This is a genomic window from Methylobrevis pamukkalensis (assembly GCF_001720135.1).
Lineage (GTDB): Bacteria > Pseudomonadota > Alphaproteobacteria > Rhizobiales > Pleomorphomonadaceae > Methylobrevis > Methylobrevis pamukkalensis.
The window spans coordinates 1-19,289 of record NZ_MCRJ01000025.1; the positions used below are offsets into that span (position 1 = coordinate 1).

General features: G+C 67.6%; 13 protein-coding genes and 5 pseudogenes. 11 read left to right on the forward strand and 7 right to left on the reverse strand.

Going from position 1 to position 19,289, the window contains the following annotated elements:
- Positions 1 to 2: 2 nt before the first annotated feature.
- A pseudogene (locus A6302_RS06120) lies at positions 3 to 1,630 on the reverse strand (fumarate hydratase).
- Positions 1,631 to 1,785: 155 nt separating this feature from the next.
- On the opposite strand from A6302_RS06120, the gene A6302_RS06125 reads away from it, so the two are divergent.
- Entirely contained in the window at positions 1,786 to 2,256 is a 471-nt protein-coding gene (locus tag A6302_RS06125; protein ID WP_069306306.1) for a YaiI/YqxD family protein, read from the forward strand.
- A gap of 829 nt (positions 2,257 to 3,085) precedes the next feature.
- Positions 3,086 to 4,287: pseudogene (locus A6302_RS06130) on the forward strand (aminotransferase).
- A 4-nt stretch (positions 4,288 to 4,291) separates the two neighbouring features.
- On the opposite strand, the gene A6302_RS06135 reads toward A6302_RS06130, so the two are convergent.
- The gene (locus A6302_RS06135; protein ID WP_069306307.1) at positions 4,292 to 5,068 is read right to left on the reverse strand and encodes a DeoR/GlpR family DNA-binding transcription regulator; all 777 of its coding nucleotides are present in this window, start codon (positions 5,066 to 5,068) and stop codon (positions 4,292 to 4,294) included.
- A gap of 239 nt (positions 5,069 to 5,307) precedes the next feature.
- Between A6302_RS06135 and A6302_RS24190 the strand changes: the two genes are divergently transcribed.
- From A6302_RS24190 to A6302_RS25195, 4 genes and pseudogenes are all read left to right on the forward strand, one after another.
- Positions 5,308 to 5,895, forward strand: a complete 588-nt coding sequence (locus A6302_RS24190; protein ID WP_245293942.1) for an alcohol dehydrogenase catalytic domain-containing protein — start codon at positions 5,308 to 5,310, stop codon at positions 5,893 to 5,895.
- A gap of 49 nt (positions 5,896 to 5,944) precedes the next feature.
- A complete protein-coding gene (locus A6302_RS24195) occupies positions 5,945 to 6,403 on the forward strand; it encodes a zinc-binding dehydrogenase (RefSeq protein WP_245293943.1) in 459 nt (152 codons plus the stop codon).
- Positions 6,400 to 8,013, forward strand: coding sequence for a GMC family oxidoreductase (locus A6302_RS06145; RefSeq protein ID WP_069306308.1), 1,614 nt, complete (start codon positions 6,400 to 6,402; stop codon positions 8,011 to 8,013). The genes A6302_RS24195 and A6302_RS06145 overlap by 4 nt, the downstream gene beginning before the upstream one ends.
- Before the next feature lie 847 nt (positions 8,014 to 8,860).
- Positions 8,861 to 9,133, forward strand: a pseudogene (locus tag A6302_RS25195) (helix-turn-helix domain-containing protein); the annotation flags it as partial.
- A 213-nt stretch (positions 9,134 to 9,346) separates the two neighbouring features.
- On the opposite strand, the gene A6302_RS26080 reads toward A6302_RS25195, so the two are convergent.
- Complete coding sequence (locus tag A6302_RS26080) at positions 9,347 to 9,775, reverse strand: YgaP family membrane protein (protein WP_425349122.1); 429 nt, start codon at positions 9,773 to 9,775, stop codon at positions 9,347 to 9,349.
- Between A6302_RS26080 and A6302_RS06155 the strand changes: the two genes are divergently transcribed.
- The 4 genes and pseudogenes from A6302_RS06155 to A6302_RS06170 all read left to right on the forward strand — a co-directional run bounded on the left by A6302_RS06155 (position 9,748) and on the right by A6302_RS06170 (position 14,701).
- Positions 9,748 to 9,948: a YgaP family membrane protein gene (locus A6302_RS06155; RefSeq protein ID WP_069306310.1), complete on the forward strand. Its 201-nt coding sequence runs from the start codon at positions 9,748 to 9,750 to the stop codon at positions 9,946 to 9,948. The two genes, A6302_RS26080 and A6302_RS06155, sit on opposite strands and share 28 nt — an antisense overlap.
- Positions 9,949 to 9,955: 7 nt before the next feature.
- On the forward strand, positions 9,956 to 10,957 hold the full coding sequence (locus A6302_RS06160) for an efflux RND transporter periplasmic adaptor subunit (protein ID WP_141703444.1): 1,002 nt from the start codon (positions 9,956 to 9,958) through the stop codon (positions 10,955 to 10,957).
- Positions 10,954 to 14,158: pseudogene (locus A6302_RS06165) on the forward strand (efflux RND transporter permease subunit). The gene A6302_RS06160 and the pseudogene A6302_RS06165 overlap by 4 nt, the downstream one beginning before the upstream one ends.
- A 159-nt stretch (positions 14,159 to 14,317) precedes the next feature.
- Positions 14,318 to 14,701, forward strand: a complete 384-nt coding sequence (locus A6302_RS06170) for a hypothetical protein (protein WP_069306311.1) — start codon at positions 14,318 to 14,320, stop codon at positions 14,699 to 14,701.
- Positions 14,702 to 14,710: 9 nt separating this feature from the next.
- Here A6302_RS06170 and A6302_RS06175 read toward each other — a convergent pair whose 3' ends face one another.
- A complete protein-coding gene (locus tag A6302_RS06175) occupies positions 14,711 to 15,646 on the reverse strand; it encodes an aminotransferase class IV (RefSeq protein WP_069306312.1) in 936 nt (311 codons plus the stop codon).
- A 245-nt stretch (positions 15,647 to 15,891) separates the two neighbouring features.
- Between A6302_RS06175 and A6302_RS06180 the strand changes: the two are divergent.
- A pseudogene (locus A6302_RS06180) lies at positions 15,892 to 16,724 on the forward strand (ferredoxin--NADP reductase).
- Between the two features lie 261 nt (positions 16,725 to 16,985).
- On the opposite strand, the gene A6302_RS26085 reads toward A6302_RS06180, so the two are convergent.
- From A6302_RS26085 to A6302_RS06190, 3 genes are all read right to left on the reverse strand, one after another.
- Positions 16,986 to 17,186 (reverse strand): DUF2842 domain-containing protein, encoded by a 201-nt coding sequence (locus tag A6302_RS26085; protein WP_083255564.1) that lies wholly within the window; start codon positions 17,184 to 17,186, stop codon positions 16,986 to 16,988.
- Positions 17,187 to 17,446: 260 nt separating this feature from the next.
- Positions 17,447 to 17,944, reverse strand: a complete 498-nt coding sequence (locus A6302_RS06185; RefSeq protein ID WP_069306313.1) for a YciE/YciF ferroxidase family protein — start codon at positions 17,942 to 17,944, stop codon at positions 17,447 to 17,449.
- A 242-nt stretch (positions 17,945 to 18,186) separates the two neighbouring features.
- Complete coding sequence (locus A6302_RS06190) at positions 18,187 to 19,230, reverse strand: HpcH/HpaI aldolase/citrate lyase family protein (protein WP_069306320.1); 1,044 nt, start codon at positions 19,228 to 19,230, stop codon at positions 18,187 to 18,189.
- Positions 19,231 to 19,289 lie beyond the last annotated feature (59 nt).

Sequence of the window (19,289 nt, forward strand, 5' to 3'; positions counted from 1 at the left end):
CTTCAACCGAGATTGAGTTCCTTGAAGAAATCGTTGCCCTTGTCGTCGACGACGATGAAGGCGGGGAAATCTTCCACCTCGATCCGCCAGATCGCTTCCATGCCGAGTTCGGGGAACTCGATCACCTCCACCTTGCGGATGCAGTCCTGGGCGAGGCGGGCGGCGGGGCCGCCGATGGAGCCGAGATAGAAGCCGCCGTGGCGCTGGCAGGCGTCGCGCACCGCCTTCGAGCGGTTGCCCTTGGCGAGCATCACCATCGAGCCGCCGTAGGACTGGAACTGGTCGACGTAGCTGTCCATGCGGCCGGCGGTGGTCGGGCCGAAGGAGCCGGAGGCATAGCCGGTCGGAGTCTTGGCCGGGCCGGCGTAGTAGACCGGGTGGTCCTTGAAATAGCCGGGCAGGTCGCCGCCGGCCTCCAGCCGCTCGCGCAGCTTGGCGTGGGCCAGGTCGCGGGCGACCACGATCGGCCCGGTGAGCGACAGGCGCGTCTTGACCGGATATTGCGACAGGGTGGCGAGGATCTCGCTCATCGGCCGCGTGAGGTCGACGCGGACCACCTCGCCGCCGAGCGCCGCCTCGTCGACCTCCGGCATGTATTTCGCCGGATTGGTTTCCAGCCGCTCCAGAAAGATGCCGTCCTTGGTGATCTTGCCCTTGGCCTGACGGTCGGCCGAGCAGGAGACGCCGAGGCCGATCGGCAGCGAGGCGCCGTGGCGCGGCAGGCGGATCACCCGCACGTCGTGGCAGAAATACTTGCCGCCGAACTGGGCGCCGACGCCGGTCGCTGCGTCGCCCTGAAGATTTCCTCCTCGAGCGCAAGGTCGCGGAAGGCGTGGCCGTCTTCGGAGCCGGAGGTCGGCAGTTCGTCGAGATACTTGGTCGAGGCGAGTTTCACCGCCTTCAGCGTCATCTCGGCCGAGGTGCCGCCGACGACGATGGCGAGGTGATAGGGCGGGCAGGCGGCGGTGCCGAGGGTGAGGATCTTTTCCTTCAGGAACTCGACGAGCCGGTCGTGGGTCAGCAGCGAGGGCGTGCCCTGGAACAGGAAGGTCTTGTTGGCCGAGCCGCCGCCCTTGGCGACGAACAGGAACTTGTAGCCGTCCTCGCCCTCCGCATAGATGTCGATCTGGGCGGGCAGGTTGTTGCGGGTGTTCTTCTCCTCGAACATCGACAGCGGCGCGAGCTGCGAATAGCGCAGGTTCTTCTTCTCGTAGGCGTCGAGCACGCCCTTGGAGATCGCGGCCTCGTCGCCGCCCTTGGTGAACACGCGCCGGCCCTTCTTGGCCATCACGATTGCGGTGCCGGTGTCCTGGCACATCGGCAGCACGCCGCCGGCGGCGATGTTCGCGTTCTTCATCAGGTCATAGGCGACGAAGCGGTCGTTGTCGGTCGCCTCGGGGTCGGTCAGGATCTTCGCCAGCTGATCGAGGTGGGCCGGCCGCAGCAGGTGGTTGATGTCGGAGAAGGCCGCCTCGGCGAGGAGCCGGAGGCCCTCGGGGTCCACCTTCAGGATCTCCTCGCCCTCGAAGACCGCCGTGGAGACGAAGTCGCCGGAGAGCTTGCGATACTCGGTCGTATCGGGGCCGAGCGGGAAGAGGCCCTTCTGGTCGGACAGGACGGGAGCGTTCATGGGCTGGCCTCCGGTGACGCGCGACGCGCCGGTCTGGACGAGTTCCAGACTATTACCGCCGCTCGCACGCTTCGCCAATGCGTCAAAGGAGGGAGATTCGGGGGCAGGGGTGCCGCCGCTTGCGCCGCTCGTTGCGGTCGGCTAACCCGGCAGACATGGATGATCCGATCGAAATCCTCGTCGACGCCGATGCCTGTCCGGTCAAGCCGGAAATCTACAAGGTCGCCGAGCGCCATGGCCTGAAGGTGGTGATCGTCGCCAACGCGCCGATCGCGGTTCCGCGCGACCAGGACGTGGAGCGGGTGATCGTGCCGCAGGGACCGGATGTTGCCGACGACCACATCGCCGCGCGGGCCCGGCCGGGCAGCGTCGTCGTCACCGCCGACGTCCCGCTCGCCGCGCGCTGCGTGAAGGCGGGCGCCAGCGTGATCTCGCCGACCGGCAAGCCCTTCGACGACAACTCCATCGGCATGGCGCTCGCCACCCGCGACCTGCTCGACGAACTGCGCGGCGCCGGCATGACCACCGGCGGCCCGCCCCCCTTCGGCCCGAAAGACCGCTCCCGCTTCCTCTCCGCCCTCGACCTCGCCATCGTGCGGCTGAAGCGGAAGCGGGGGACGATGTGACGGGATTCGGGGTGGACGGTCCGATATGATCCGAAGCCGTGTTGAAGGCCCCATCGGGGAGATGCGAATGTGATCGTCGGAGATGCAAGCACCTTCGCCATCGAGAGTGCGATCACGCGCGCAGTCCCGAACCTCTCTCAGATCGCTCTCGGGTATTTCGTCCTTCACGTCGGTGGGAAGGTCTACGGCGTGAAGGCGCCGCAGGCGACGATGCTCGGCTGCTCGTTTCAGGAGGTGGAGGATCGGCTGCGTCGGCGCGGAACTCATGTCCTTCCTTTCCTTGCCGCGTCGATGCCGCCTTGGTCGTGGACGCACATCTCGACGCCTTCTACAGGGATGCGCCACGGACCGACTACTTCGGTTTGTCCAGACAGGCGTTCATCGACGCGGGTCATTCAAGCGCCGTGGCATGGGCGCCTGATGGCGACGCGGCCTTCGATGACGGAAGTCACGTTCTCCAATTCGCGTCGGCGAGAGGGTCCGGCTCGTTGCGTTCGTCAACGCAGGGACGCGCGAAGGGATGTTGGGGACGATCCGCGAAGTGTGGCTGGATGCTGGCAGCTTCTATGACGTCCTGTCGCAGTGGACGCAGCAGTTTTCTGCCGAGTTCCATTTCATGTCATGGTCCGCGCAGGCGGACCATCCACGAACCTGATTTGACGGGGCCTTTCGTGGATCCTTCGCCTTCGCGAAGGATGACATTGTCTGATATCTCCTGCCGGTAGCCGTCGTCACGCCGCCCTGTCGCAGCGAAAATTCGACGCATTCAACCCGCCGCCGGGTCCGAAAACTGCTATCCAGTGGGACACCTCCAAGGGAGAGCAGACCCATGACCATCGGCGGCCGGATCGCGAGCCATCTTGTCAATCCGCTCGTGGTCGGCACCGATGCGCCGCCGATTCCTTCGGCGCAGGTATGGCTGGCGGCCTATGACAGGCAACAGGGGCCGGCGATCAATCTCTCGCAGGCGGTGCCGGGCGATCCGCCGCCGGAACTGCTGCTGGCGAAGCTGGCGGCGGCGGCCGGTGATCCGGCGTCGGCGGCCTACGGGCCGATCACCGGTGATGCGAGCCTGCGGACGGCGCTGACGGGCGAGATCGGCGCGATCTACGGCGCGGGGCCGGACCGTGGGCCGGGGCTTGGCGATGTCGCGATCACCGCCGGCTGCAACCAGGCCTTTTTTGCCTCGATCATCGCGCTGGCAAGGGCCGGCGACGAGGTGATGCTGCCGACGCCGTGGTATTTCAACCACAAGATGACGCTCGACATGCTGGGGATCGCGACCGTCGCCCTGCCGGCGCGGGCGGAGGCCGGCTTCGTGCCGAGTGTCGACGACGCGCGGGCGCGGCTTTCGGCGCGGACCCGGGCGATCGTTCTCGTCACGCCGAACAATCCGACCGGCGCGATCTATCCGCCGGCAACGATCGGCGCCTTCAAGGCGCTGTGCGACGAGGCCGGCATCACGCTCGTCCTCGACGAGACCTATCGCGACTTCCTGCCCGAGGGGCACGGCGCGCCGCATGGGCTGCTGGCCACTCCCGGATGGCGGCGGAATTTCGTGCAGCTCTACAGCTTCTCCAAGGCCTTCGGCATTCCCGGCTACCGGCTGGGCGCGGCGGTGGGCGATGCCGCTTCATCGACGAACTCGCCAAGGTGCTCGACTGCATGCAGATCTGCCCGCCGCGCGCGGGGCAGGCGGCGATCGCCGCGACCATGGCCGATCTCGCCGGCTATCGCCGTGGCAACCGCGACCGGATCGCCGCGCGGGCGGAGGTGTTCGTTGCCGAGATGGCCAGGGCGCCCGGCTGGCAGGTGACGTCGATCGGCGCCTATTTTGCCTATGTCCGCCATCCGCTGGCGGCGGCGTCGGCCGAGGTTGCCGAACGGCTGGCGCGCGAGGCCGGCGTATTGTGCCTGCCGGGAAGCTGGTTCGGACCGGGGCAGGAGGACCACCTGCGCTTTGCCTTCGCCAATGTGCGCGCCGAGGCGCTGAACGGGCTGGCCGGGCGGCTGGCGGCGATCTCGGGCTGACGGGTCAGTTGCCGCGGGCGGCGATGATCACCTCGACGCCGGCGGCTTCCAGCATCTTGGCGTCGTTGTCGGCGAGGCCGTCGTCGGTGATCAGCTTGCCGATGCGGGTCAGCGGATAGACGACGTGGCGGGCGCGGATCGCGAACTTGCGGCTGTCGGCCAGCACGATCACCTCGTCGGTGCAGCCGAGCAGGGCCTCGACGCTGCGGGCCAGCAGCGGATGCGATTCCATCACGCCCGACGGGCCGATCCCCTGCGCACCGATGAAGAATTTCGATCCGTAGAAGGCCGGCGGCTCCACCGGCATGGTCTGGATGATGCCCGGTTCGCGGTGAAGGTCGCCGCCGGCGACCATGAGCTGGCAGGTGCCGTGCTCGCCAAGCCAGGCGGCCAGCGGCATCGAGTTGGTGAAGATCCGGAGACTGCGGCGGGCCAGCCGCATGCCGAACAGGAAGCAGGTGCTGCCGCCGTGGATGATGATCGAATCGCCGTCACGGCAGAGCCGCTCGGCCTCGCGGGCGATCGCCCGCTTGGCGTCCACGGCGAGGACGCGGTTCTCGTCGAAGGGCGCGGCCGACTGGCGTTCGGTGGCCCCGCCGGCCTCGGTCGAGGCCACCCCGCCGAACACCTTGCGGACGTCGCCGGCCTCGTTGAGCTTGTCGATGTCGCGGCGCACGGTGGCGGGCGAGGCGTCGAGCAGGTCGACGAGATCCTTCACCGACACGAAGGATCGGTCGCGCAGTGCTTCCCGGATCTTCTGGTGACGCTGGTTGCCGCCCACGCTTCTGCCCCGTGCTCATCCTGATGCAGACTACGCATCGGCGTGATCACTTGCAATCATTCCTCATGCTGCGCTGCGGCCGGAACCGCCGGATTTCGGGGCTTTCGCGCAGGCGGTCATAAAAGTAGAAGCGCGCGCGGGTTTGATCGTAGTCGCTCGCTGGCCCTCAAACTAGGCTCGTGGGCCACGGTCGGCGCGTGCCCGCGCCCGGCCCCCGCATCGTCTGCCTGGAGGGGCTCATGGACAGCCGCAATTACAAGATGACGGCCGTGGTCTGCCACGGCCCGCGCGATTACCGGGTCGAACTCGTCGGCCGGCCGGTGGCCGGTCCGCGCGAACTGGTCATCCGCGTCGCGGCCTGCGGCATCTGCGCCGGCGACTGCAAATGCTGGGCCGGGGCGCCGATGTTCTGGGGCGGGGCGAACCCTTACGTGAAGCCGCCGGTGATCCCCGGCCACGAGTTCTTCGGCTTCGTCGAGGACATGGGCGAGGGCGCGGCCGACCACTTCGGGGTCGCCGTCGGCGACATGGTGATCGCCGAGCAGATCGTGCCCTGCGAGCGCTGCCGCTTCTGCCGCTCCGGGAAATACTGGATGTGCGAGACGCACAACATCTTCGGCTTCCAGCGGCAGGTGGCCGACGGCGGCATGGCCGAGTTCATGAAGTTTCCGGCCAATGCCATCGTCCACAAGATCCCGAAGGAGATGCCGCTCGAGGATGCGGCGGTGATCGAGCCGCTGGCCTGCGCGGTCCACACCGTGCGGCGCGGCGACATCGATCTCGACGACGTGGTGGTGATCGCCGGCGCGGCCCGCTCGGCCTGCTGATGACGCAGGTCGCCCGGCTGAAGACGCGAGGAAACTCGTCGTCGTCGACATGGTGCCGGAGCGGCTGGAGCTTGCCCGCGGCTACGGCGCCGACGTCACCATCAATGCGGCCACGGAAGACGCGGTCGCCATCGTGCGCGACATGACGGGGGGCTATGGCTGCGACGTCTACATTGAGAACACCGGTCATCCGAGCGGGGTGACGCAGGGCCTGCAGATGATCCGCAAGCTCGGCCGCTTCGTCGAATTCTCGGTCTTCGGCTCGGAGACCACCGCCGACTGGTCGATCATCGGCGACCGCAAGGAACTCGACATCCGCGGCGCCCATCTCGGGCCCTACTGCTACCCGATCGCCATCGACCTGCTGACCCGCGGCCTTGCGACCTCGAATGGCATCGTCACCCACGGCTACGCGCTGGAGGAATGGGAAACGGCGCTCGCGGTCGCCAATTCGCTCGACTCGGTGAAGGTGCTGATGCGGCCGGGCTTTCGGGGCAACGCCGCATGAGCGACTGGGACTACGTGATCGCGGGCGGCGGCTCGGCGGCCTGTGTCGCGGCGATGCGGCTCGTGCGCGATCACGGCCAGCGGGTGCTGATCGTCGAGCGCGGCCCGGCAAGCACCGCCCGGATCATGCGCATGCCGGCGGGCTACCTGAAGTATCTCGGCCGCGAGGACTATCTGGAGATGCACGAGACCGTGGCGCAGGAGCGCCTCGGCGGCCGGGCGCCGATCGTGCCGCAGGCGCGTGCGCTCGGCGGCGGCAGCGCGGTCAACGCCATGGTCTACATGCGCGGCCAGAAGGAGGACTACGACGGCTGGGATGCGCTGCTCGGCGGCGGGGCCGGCTGGTCCTACGCCGACCTGCTTCCGCATTTCCGGGGGCTGGAGAAGAACGAGCGCTTCAACGACGCCTTCCACGGCATCTGTGGCTCGCTGATGGTGTCCGATCCCGGCAGTCTCTGCGACACGACGCGCAACTTCATCCTCGCCGCACAAGGTGCAGGCATCGCCTGGAACCCCGACTTCAACGGCGCCCGCCAGGCCGGTGTCGGCATCATGCAGCACACCATGGGCCGGGTGAACGGCCGGATGGAGCGCTGCGACGCGGTGCGGGCCTTCCTCGATCCGCTGCGCGGCGATCCGCGCCTCGGCATCGTCACCGGCGCGCGGGTCGACCGGGTGGTGATCGAGAAGGGACGGGCGGTCGGCCTCGACTACATGGCGGACGGCAAGATGCACCGGGTCCGGGCGGGGCGCGAGGTGCTGGTTGCCGCCGGCACCTACAACACGGCCAAGCTGCTGATGCTCTCCGGCATCGGCCCGGCCGATCATCTGCGTGATCATGGTCTTGCTGTCGCCGCCGACCTGCCGGGCGTCGGCGCCCGCCTGCAGGATCATCACGAGGTGCCGGTGATCGCGACCACGAAGGGGCCGAGCGGCTATTTCGGACAGGACCGCGGCTGGAACATGATCCGCAACGGCCTGCAGTATCTCCTGTTCGGTACCGGCCCTGTTTCGACGACGGGCATCGAATCCTGCCTGTTCTACGATCCGGACGGGGGCGAGCGGCCGACGGTGCAACTCTACTGCGCGCCGATCGTCTATCTCGACCGCGACGTGTCCGACGCGCGGCCGACCCACGGCGTCACCTTCACCTCCTGCCTGTTGCGGCCGAAGGCGCGGGGCAGCGTGCGCCTGCGCTCGGCCGACCCAGCGGCCAAGCCGCTGGTGGACAGCAACTTCTTCGGCGACGAGGACGACCTGCGCCTGACCGTCGCCTCGATGCGCTTTGCCCGGAAGCTGATGAAGACCGCGCCCTTCGACACGGTGATCGCCGGCGAACTTCTGCCCGGCCGCGACGCCGACGACGAGGCCGCGCTCGCCCGTTTCTGCGGCCGCACGGTCAAGACCAACTACCATCCGGTCGGCTCGGCGCCGATGGGACCGGACGGCGATCCGCTGGCCGTTCTCGACGCCCAGCTGAAGGTGCGCGGCGTGGACGGCCTGCGGGTGATCGACTGTTCGGCGATGCCGGCGATCCCGTCCGGCAACACCAACGCGCCGGTGATGGCGCTCGCCAGCCGGGCTGCGGACCTGATCGCCGAGGATCTATGATCATGGCGTCACGATTTCCGCTGTTTTTGATCATTCCAATGTGCGGGCATGAGCAGGTTGATCAATGTATGTCATCATCCTGCATTTCACTTGACTAAAATCGATTTAGCAAGGAAGCTGCCTGCGTCAGAAAAATCATCCGGTCCTGCCTGCCTGTGCCGATTCTTGGGCGCGGTGTCCGCGATCCGTCGCGCGACAGTCGGGGGTTCGAGATGTCCGGTGGCGCAACGACGCCGCATGGAAAAGAAAAACGATCCGGGAGGCTGCCGTGGGACTTCACAAGAAGATCGCGCCGGATTTCGAGGTGATCGTCTGCGCTCCATCGGAGTCGTTCCGGTGGAACGTGCACGATTACCCGCATCATCTCGCCAAGTGGCACTATCACCCTGAATTCGAGCTGCATCTCATCCAGTCGTCGTCCGGCAAGATGATGATCGGCGACTACATCGGCGATTTTGCCGCCGGTACCCTGGTGCTGACCGGGCCGGACCTGCCGCACAACTGGGTGAGCGAGGTTCCGAGGGGCACGCTGGTGCCCAACCGGGACATGCTGATCCAGTTCGGCGACGAGTTCGCGCGCAAGGTGGTGGAGCTTTCGCCGGAACTCGAGGAACTGGAGGATCTGTTCCGCGACGCGGTGCTCGGCATCGAGTTCACCGGCGCGACGGCGGAGTTCGGTCGCAGGCTGCTGCGCGAGATCGGCGAGGCGCATGGCGCCGACCGGCTCCTGCTGTTCCTGCGGCTGATGACGGGCCTTGCCCGCGACCGGCGTGACCGGCGGCTCCTGTCGCGGCGCGCGGCGGCGCCGGTGGGGCCGCGGCACGGCTCCGAGAAGCTCGAGATCGCCATGGGCCACATCCTGGAGAATTTCACCGGCGAGATCAGCCTGACCCAGGTGGCCAAACTGTGCCGGATGGAGCCGAGCGCCTTCTCGCGCTTCTTCAAGAAGCAGACCGGGCATACCTTCGCGCGCTACGTCAACCGCACCCGCGTCTATGCCGCCTGCAATCTCCTGACCCACACCGAACGGCCGGTGACGGAGATCTGCTTCGAAGTCGGCTACAACAACATCGCCAACTTCAACCGGCAGTTCGCCCAGGTCTGCGGTGTCTCGCCGTCGCTCTACCGGCGCGAGGCACGGCGGGTCGCAGCCGCACGCCGACCCCGCTTACGGGTGAACCCGCGCGGGTCTGAGCGAAGTTCGTCATCGCCTCGATCACTCGATGCATCGGCCGCGGCTCCTGACGGATCCGCGGCCGATGCCGTTCCGGGCGGCGCGTGGATTGCGGGGCGCGCCGGCCGGAAGGGGAATCAGGCAGCCAAGGGTCGTCCGTTACCGGCCGGTGTTGAGACCGAACAGGCGGTAGGCGGGACAGGTGCGCAGCAGGCCGGTCAGCAGCATGACGACGCCGACGCCGGCGATGAGCCACTTCCACGGTCCGAGCCCGGCGACGAGCGGCAGCCCGGCCAGCGGCGGGAGGAGGGCGATCGCAAGCAGGACCAGTCCTGCCACGATGCGAATCAGCCGATCGAGTGATCCGACGTTCTGCATGGGAATCTCCGTTGCCATCGAGGGGCACCGAACGAATCCCTGAATTCTGAACATTAGTAAATACTGAAATATACGGATGGCGCGGGCGGTGACGCGCTCTGCCTCGCGACAAACCCTTATGCCGCTTGCATCCGGCGCGCGTTTGTTTATATCCGCAATTACTAAATTAATGGAGTCATCCGATGTCACTTGATCGCGCGATGTTCGCATTTGCCGGCGCCATGGTCCTCGTGTCGGTGCTGCTCACGATTCTGGTTTCGCCGCATTTCGTGTGGCTCACCGTCTTCGTCGGGCTGAACATGCTGCAGTCCGCCTTCACCGGCTTCTGCCCCGCCGCCATGCTGTTGCGCCGTCTCGGGGTGAAGCCGGGCACGGCCTTCTGAGGGATCGATCCATGCGCCTGACACGCCGCGCTTCCCGCCTTCTCGCCACCCGTCTTCTGGCTACCGGCCTGCTGGTCGCCTTGCCCCTGCCGCGCTCGCGGAAACGCGGGTCCTGCAGCCGGTTGCGATTGCCGAATGGAAGGCGGTCTACGGCCGGGTCGAGGCGCGCGACGACGTGCCGGCCCGGGCGCGTCTCGGTGGCACCGTGGTCGAGCTGGCGGTCAGCGAGGGCGACACGGTTCGCGCCGGCGCGGTGATCGGCCGCATCCTCGACGACAAGATCGATTTCCGCATCGCCGCGCTGGATGCGCAGATCGGGGCGCTGCGCTCGCAGCTTGCCAACGCCGAGACCGAACTGGAGCGTGGCCGTACCCTGCTGTCGCGCGGCATCGTCTCGACCCAGCGGCTTGACGAACTGACGACGGCGGCCGAGGTCGTCCGCAACCAGCTCGCCGCCGCCGAAGCCGAGCGGCAGGTGATCGTGCAGGAGGCGGCCGAGGGCGCCGTGCTCTCCCCGGCGGACGGCCGGGTGCTGACCGTGCCGGTGACCCGGGGCGCCGTCGTGCTCGCCGGCGAAACCGTCGCCACGATCGGCGGCGGCGGCTTCTTCCTGCGCCTGTCGATCCCGGAACGCCATGCTTCCATGCTGACAGAAGGGGCCACGCTGCGAATCGAGACCGGCCATGGCCCGGCCGAGGGGCGGCTCGCCAAGATCTATCCGACGATCACCAGCGGACGGGTGGTTGCCGATGTGGACGTTCCGGGCCTCGACACCGCCTTCGTCGATGCCCGCCTGCTGGTGCGGGTGCCGGTCGGCGAGCGGCGGGCGCTGGTGGTTCCCGTCACGGCCCTCGTCACCCGGTCGGGAATCGATCTCGTCATGGTGACGACGGCCTCCGGCACCGCCGAGCGGGCGGTGGTGGTCGGCCAGCGCTTCGATCACGAGGGGGAGGCGGTTGCCGAAATCCTCACCGGCCTTCAGCCGGGCATGGAGATCGTGCTGCCATGACGCGTCCGCCGCTCGGCCTTGCCGGGGTCCTCACCCGCGCCTTCATTTCCTCGCCGCTGACGCCGCTGTTCCTGCTTGCCGCGCTGGCGCTCGGGCTCGTCGCCCTCGTCAGCCTGCCGCGCGAGGAGGAGCCGCAGATCTCCGTGCCGATGATCGACGTCCAGGTGTCCGCCGCCGGCCTGTCGGCCGAGGATGCGGTCAAGCTCGTCACCGAGCCGCTGGAGACGATCGTCAAGGCGATCGACGGGGTCGAGCATGTCTATTCCCAGACGGCCGACGACCAGGTTCTCGTCACGGCGCGCTTCGAGGTCGGCACGCCGGCGGACAACGCGGTGCTGCGCGTCCACGACCGGATCCGCGCCAATCTCGACCGCATCCCCGTCGCATTCCCGAGCCGCTGGTGGTCGGCCGCGGCATCGACGATGTCGCGATCGTCACGCTGACTCTCGCGCCGGTCGATCCGGCCGCAAACGTCACGGCGGCGGATCTCACCCGGGTCGCCCGCGAACTGCGGGTCGATCTTGCCACCATCGCCGACGTCGGGCTCACCTATCTGGTCGGCGAGGCGGACGATGCGATCCGCATCGCGCCGGACCCGGAGCGGCTGGCGCTGGCGGGCGTCACGCTGCAGCAGCTCTCGGCGAAGGTCTCGGGCGCCAACCGGTCGTTCGCCGCCGGTGTGGTGCGCGAGGACGGCCGGCAGATCCGCATGCTTGCGGGCCGGACGCTGGCGACGCCCGAGGAGATCGGCAACCTGCTGCTGACCACCCGCGACGACCGGCCGGTGTATGTGCGCGACGTCGCCGACGTCGCCTATGTGCCGGACATGTCGGATCTCTACGTCGCCGAGGTCACGCGCGACGCGGTGGGCGCCCCGGTGCGCCGGCCGGCGGTGACGCTGGCGATCGCCAAGCGCGCGGGGGCCAACGCGGTCACGGTCGCCGGCCACATTCTCGAGCGCGTCGAGACGCTGAAAGGTCACCTGATCCCCTCGTCGATGGCCGTGACGGTGACGCGCAACTACGGGGAAAGCGCGAACGAGAAGGCCAATGAACTGCTGTTCCACCTCGGCCTTGCCACGCTCTCGATCATCGCGCTGGTCTTCTTCGCGATCGGCCGGCGCGAGGCGCTGGTGGTCGCCATCGTCATCCCGGTGACGATCCTGCTGACCCTGTTCGCCTCCTGGCTGATGGGCTACACGCTCAACCGCGTCTCGCTGTTCGCGCTGATCTTCTCCATCGGCATTCTCGTCGACGACGCCATCGTCGTGATCGAGAACATCGCCCGGCACTGGGGCATGGCCGGCGGCGGCGACCGGCGGCAATCGGCGATCGCGGCGGTGGCCGAGGTCGGCAACCCGACCATCGTCGCGACGCTGACCGTGGTCGCCGCCTTGCTGCCGATGATGTTCGTCTCGGGGATGATGGGCCCCTACATGAGCCCGATCCCGGCCAACGCCTCGGCGGCGATGATCTTCTCCTTCTTCGTCGCGGTGACGGTCACGCCCTGGCTGATGCTGAAGCTCGCCGGCCCGGCCGTCGCGACGCCGGCCGGGGGCGGGCATCACGCAGACCACGACGGCGGCCTGCTCGGCCGGCTCTATGCCGAGGCGGCCCGGCCGGTGCTGGCCTCGAAGACGGCGAGCTGGGCGTTCCTCGCCATCGTCGGCGTGCTGACCCTCGGCTCGCTCGCGCTGTTCTACACCCAGCATGTCACGGTCAAGCTGCTGCCCTTCGACAACAAGGCGGAATTGTCGGTCACCATCGACCTGCCCGAGGGGGCGTCGGTGGAGGCGACCGATGCGGTGGCGCAGGATGTCGCCCGGGTCGCGCTCGCCCTGCCGGAGGTGATCTCGGCGGGCACCCATGCCGCCACGGCCGCGCCGTTCAACTTCAACGGCCTCGTCCGCCACGCCTATCTGCGCGCCGCGCCGGAGATGGGCGAGGTGCAGGTCAACCTGTCGTCGAAGGCCGACCGCGACCGGCCGAGCCACGCGATCGCGCTCGATCTGCGTCAGCGGCTCGGCGCGCTGACGCTGCCGGCGGGCACGGTGCTGAAGGTGGTGGAACCGCCGCCGGGGCCGCCGGTGATGGCCACCCTGCTGGCGGAGATCTACGGGCCGGATGCGGCGACCCGCCGGGCCGTGGCCGCCAGGGTGGAGGCGGCCTTCCGCTCGGTGCCCTTCATCGTCGACGTCGACAACAGCTTCGGGGCTCCGGCGCCGCGCCTGCGCGCCACGATCTCGCCCGACGATCTCGCCTTCTTCGGGGTGCAGGAGAGCGACGTGTTCGACACGCTGGCGATCCTCGGCGGGGAGACGACGGTCGGCTATTCCCATCGCGGCGGCGGGCGTCCGCCGATCCCGATCACGCTGGCGCTGCCCAGGGCCGACAAGGTGGCCGGCGAGCGGATGCTGGCGACGCCGATCGCGGCCGACGTGCTGCCGGGGGCAACCGGCGTCGTCGAACTCGGCGACGTCGTGCGCCTTGCCCGCGAGCCCGCGTCCTATCCGGTGTTCCGCCACACGGCATCGACGCGGAAATGGTGACGGCGGAGCTGGCCGGCGACTTCGAGGCACCGCTCTACGGCATGCTCGCCGTGCAGAAGGCGCTGGACGCCATGGACTTCGGCGACCTGCCGCGGCCAGAGATCGTCCTCAACGGCCAGCCGGCAGACCGCGCGACGCCCGTGCTGCTCTGGGATGGCGAGTGGGAGGTGACCTGGGTGACCTTCCGCGACATGGGCGCGGCCTTCATGGTGGCGCTGCTCGGCATCTACATTCTCGTGGTCGCGCAGTTCCGCTCGTTCAAGGTGCCGCTGGTGATCCTGACGCCGATCCCGCTGACCTTCATCGGCATCCTCGGCGGGCACTGGCTGTTCGGCGCGCCGTTCACCGCCACGTCGATGATCGGCTTCATCGCGCTTGCCGGCATCATCGTCCGCAACTCGATCCTGCTGGTGGATTTCATCCGCCACGCGCGCCGGGACGACGTGCCGCTGGTCGACACGCTGATCGAGGCCGGGTCGATCCGCTTCAAGCCGATCCTGCTGACCGCGCTGGCGGCGATGATCGGCGCGGTGGTGATCCTCTCCGATCCGATCTTCCAGGGTCTGGCGATCTCGCTGCTGTTCGGGTTGGCCTCGTCGACGCTGCTGACGGTGCTGGTGATCCCGGCGATCTACCGGGTGCTGCGGACCTGAGGACAACGGGCGCCGGGTATTCGCGCCGGCTCGGTGAACAATGCGTGCGGGGGAGCCGTTCTTCCTTGGGGCGCATGATCGAGGTCAAGGCCTCGGGACGCGCATCGGCGATACTCGCCGCACGCCCGCATTGCGGGACACGATCCTGGAGGGGAAACGATGACAACGACGCTGCCGAAAAGCTTTCGACATATCCGGCTGGAGCTTGCCCGCGAGAAGGACCATCCGCAGGGCGACGCCGGCCATGGCTACGACATCCTGCTGCCGCTGAAGGACGACGGCGCGATCGACACCGCGAGCCTCGGCGGCGAGGCGGTCTGCCGGGTGCGCCGCTTCCGCTCCGACGAGAACGACCGGATCGGCAAGCTGGTGCGCAGCGGCGGCGGCCGCTGGAAGATCGACTACGACAAGAGCGACGATGCCGACGACGAACTGGCCTTCCACTTCGAGGCCGAGCATTTCGTGGCGGGCGAGTATGTCTCGATCCGCGAGGACGACGGCGAGCTCCACACGTTCCAGGTCGTCGCCGTTCGCGAGCCGTGAGCGGACGGATCAGCCGCCGGTATAGTCGGCGTAGAGCGCCGCGATCCGCGCGGTGACCGGGCCGGGCGTGCCGTTGCCGATGGTGCGCCCGTCGATCCGCGTCACGGGCGTGACGCCGCCGAGCGTTCCGGTGACGAAGGCCTCGGACGCGGCATAGGTCTCGGCGAGGGTGAAGTCATGCTCCCGCACCACGCCGCCGGCGCCCGCGTAGAGGCCGATGATCTTCTTGCGGGTGATGCCCTTGAAGTTGTAGCGGCCGGTCGAGGTCCACAGTTCCTCGCCGCGCACGATGAAGAAGTTGGTGGAGTTGCAGCTGGCGACGAAGCCGTGCGGGTCGAGCATCAGCGCCTCGTCGGCGCCGGCGTTGATCGCCTGGATCAGCGCCTGGATGAAGTTGAGGCGGCTGTGGGAATTGAGCCGGAGATCGAACACGTCCGGGCCGCTGCAGCGGATCGTCGACGTGAAGAGCGCCATGCCCTTCGCCTTGGCTTCCGGGCGCGGCGCCTTGTACTCGGCGACGATGACGACCGTGGCAGTGCCGAGGGCGAAGCGGGGATCCTGGTTCGGCGTCTTCTTGCGCCCGCGCGTCACCATCAGGCGGATGTGGGCGCCATCGGTCATGCCGTTGACTTCCAGCGTCTGCTCGATCGCGGCGATCACCTCGTCCCGGGTCAGGCCGATGTCGAGCTGGATCGCGCCGGCGCCCTCGAACAGGCGGTCCATGTGGTCGTCGATGGCGAGCAGGTGGCCCTTGATGAGACGCAGCCCCTCCCAGACGCCGTCGCCGAGCACGAAGCCGGCATCGAACACCGACACCTTCGCCTCGTTGCGCGGGAAGAAGGCGCCGTCGACATAGACGAGCACTCCGTCGTTGCGCGGATCGTCGAGATAGCCCTGGGCACTGGCTTCGGTGTTCTGCGAGGAAGACGAGGTGGACGCGGTCATCGGGGGGCTCCGGACAGGGCATGCGGCACGCCGGGTGCCGTGTCGCAGTGATAGCGCCACGCTGGATGCCGGGAAATGGCCTGCCGCGCAATGTCCGTCTCGTTGCGGCCGGACCTCGTGGAAAGGCATTCCCTTCAAACCGCCGCTTTGACCCTGCTTCGACCTTGAGAACAGCCGGCAAAGCCAATATTCCTGCCGGCAACACGAGACACGACAAAGCCGTTCCCTATCCGAAAGGACCACCCATGAGCGTTTCCCCGTCCGCCGTGCCCGCCGAGGGCGCGACCGAGAAGAAGACGTTTCCGATTCCGGACGGCGTCTTCGCGGAGACCGTCGTGTCGGTGAAGCATTACACGGACCGCCTGTTCAAGTTCCGGGTCACCCGTCCGCCGAGCTTCCGCTTCCGCTCCGGCGAGTTCGTGATGATCGGCCTGCCCAATGCCGAGAAGCCGGTGTTCCGCGCCTATTCGGTGGCGAGCCCGTCGTGGGACGAGGAGTTGGAGTTCTTCTCGATCAAGGTGCCGAACGGCCCGCTCACCGAGCATCTGCAGAAGATCCAGGTCGGCGATACCGTGCTGATGCGCAAGAAGCCGACGGGCACGCTGGTGCTCGACGCGCTGGTGCCCGGCAAGCGGCTCTACATGTTCTCCACCGGCACCGGCGTTGCCCCCTTCGCCTCGCTGATCCGCGATCCGGAGACCTACGAGAAGTTCGACGAGGTGATCCTGACGCAGACCTGCCGGGAGGTCTCCGAACTCGCCTACATCAAGGAACTGGTCGAGGACATCCGCAACGACCCGCTGGTCGGCGAGTTCGCGGCCGAGAAGCTGACGCTGTTCACCTCGCGACGCGCGAGCCCTATGTCTGCTCCGAACGCATCACCGACCTGCTCAAGAGCCGCCGCCTGTTCGAGCTGCTCGACCTGCCGCCGATCGATCCGCAGTTCGATCGCGGCATGATCTGCGGCTCGATGGAGATGCTGCGCGACACCAAGGCGATCCTCGAGGATTTCGGCCTCGACGAGGGCTCCAACGCCAAGCCGGCCACCTTCGTGGTCGAGCGCGCCTTCGTGGGCTGATGAGTGCGGGGATGAAATGAGCGGGCGCCCGAAGAGGGCGCCCGATGGCGACGCCGCGGCTTTCCCTCGCCCTTCGAGACAGCCGCTTCGCGGCTTCCTCAGGGTGAGGGAAAGAGCAACCGGCTGCACTAAAAGCGAAAAATGGTCGAAGGCCTCATCCTGAGGAGGGCTGGAACAGCCCGTCTCGAAGGACGAGGCCGGGTGCGTCGGCCCCTGCCGCTGGCTAAACGGCAAACCAGCGGAGCGGGAAGCCTTCCTCGCTCAGCCTTCGGTCTTGCGGCGGCCCTTGGCCATCCAGGAGATGATCGCGCCGGCGGGCAGCACCCACAGCAGGCCGGCGATGATGTAGAACAGAAGCTCGGCGTCTTCGACATGCCGGGCAGGGTGCGGACGGCAAATCCCATCACCAGCAGCGGATAGATCGAGACGAGCAGCGTCAGCAGGATGGCGCCGACGAGCGATCTGATGCGTCCGGACAAGGCGTGGTCTCCCGTGGCTGCGGCGGCGATGGTGCGCGCCGGACCTGAATAGACGAGAGCACCGTCGGTGGGAAGGGCGCGGCCCGGACCGGTTTGCGGCACACCTTGTCCCAAATGCAGGGTGCCACGATCAACCCCCGCAACACGAAACGGGCGACGACCTCGCGGCCGTCGCCCGTTCCTGTCCGCGAGGCGGGAGAGTTCGGGGCACCATGTGCAACACGAACCGACCGACCGGAAGGGTCACGCCGCCTGAAGGGCGTGCTCGTTGGCGGATGCATCGGCAACCGCGGTAAGCGCCTGATCGGTGGCGGACTCTTCCTGAAGGGTCTCGTCGATCAGCTTGGCGGCGTCCTTCATGCCGAGGACGGTCGCCCAGCGCTTCAGGGTGCCGTAGCGGGCGATCTCGTAGTGCTCCACCGCCTGGGCCGCGGCGATCAGGCCGGCGTCGAGGGCAGGGGTATCCTTGAACTCGTCCATGACTTCCTCGCCCTCGGCGAGAATGCCGTCGATCGCTTCGCAGGTCTTGCCGCGCGGGCGCTTGCCGATGAGTTCGAACACCTGCTGGAGACGCTCGATCTGGACCTGAGTCTCGTCACGATGCTTCAGGAAACCGGCCTTCAGCTCTTCCGACTGGGCGCCACGGGCCATCTTCGGCAGAGCTTTCACGATCTGGCGCTCGGCGTAGTAGATGTCCTTGAGGGTTTCGTGAAACAGGTCTTCGAGGGTCTTGTTCTTCATGACGTACTCCGTCTGTCGGTGTGAATGTTCGACACCCGACAAACCGGAATCCTGTGGAGCTTGTTCCCGCGAGCGTGAGATTCAGCGCATAAAAATCGCGTCCGGCCGTTTTGTTCAATGCATGTATTCGGATTCAGAAAACAGTCCTGTGTGGGGATTGCCGCGAAATACAGTTCCAGTCAGAGGGCCGGCCGGGCGACGAGATCGCGTCGCCCGTGGCCATGTCCGTGGGGCAGGCACGGTCACATCCCGTAGAGCGCGGCCCGCTCCGGATCGCCCGCGGCCACCTGGCGGGCGAGATCGACGATCACCTTCGCCTGTTTCCACGTCGCATCGTCCTGCATCTTGCCCTCGATCATCACCGCGCCGCTGCCGTCCGGCATCGCCTCGAGAATGCGCAGCGCGAACTTCACCTCCTCCGGCTCCGGGCTGAACACCTTCTTGGCGATGTCGATCTGGCTCGGATGCAGCGACCAGGCGCCGACGCAGCCCATCAGGAAGGCGTTGCGGAACTGGGCCTCGCAGGCGGCGGCATCGGAGAAGTCGCCGAACGGGCCGTAGAAGGGGCGGATGCCGGCCGCAAGGCAGGCGTCTACCATCTTGGCCACCGTGTAGTGCCAGAGATCCTGCTGCACGAGCGTGCGGGGCGCGTCGCCGGCGGCGTCCGGGAGCACGCCGTAGTCCGGATGACCACCGCCGACGCGGGTGGTCTTCATGCCGCGCGAGGCGGCAAGGTCGGCCGGCCCGAGGCTCATGCCGTGCATGCGCGGGCTGGACGTCGCGATCGCCTCGACATTCTTCACGCCCTCGGCGGTCTCGAGGATGGCGTGGATCAGGATCGGCTTCTTCAGGCCGTGACGGGCCTCGAGCTGGGCGAGAAGCTGGTCCATGTAGTGGATGTCCCACGGACCCTCCACCTTCGGCAGCATGATCACGTCGAGCCGGTCGCCGACCTCGCCGACGATCTCGCCGATGTCGTCGAGGATCCACGGGCTGTTGAGGCAGTTGATGCGGGTCCACAGCGCGGCCGTGCCGAGATCGGCCTTGGCCATCTCGATGAAGCCGCGGCGGGCCGCCTCCTTCTGGTCGGCGGGAATGGCGTCTTCCAGGTTGCCGAGAACGATGTCGACCTTGCGGGCAAGCTCCGGCAGCTTGGCGCGGACCTTCTCGATATGCGGCGGCACGAAATGGATCATGCGCTCCAGCCGCACCGGCAGTTCGCGGTAAGGCTCGGGGGCGCCGATCGCCAGCGGCTTCCAGTAGGCGCGGGGCGTCTTCGTCGTCATGTCGGTGTCCGTCGGTCGGTCGGTTGCGGTGCGGCCGCAGCGCGGCATGGAGACTATAT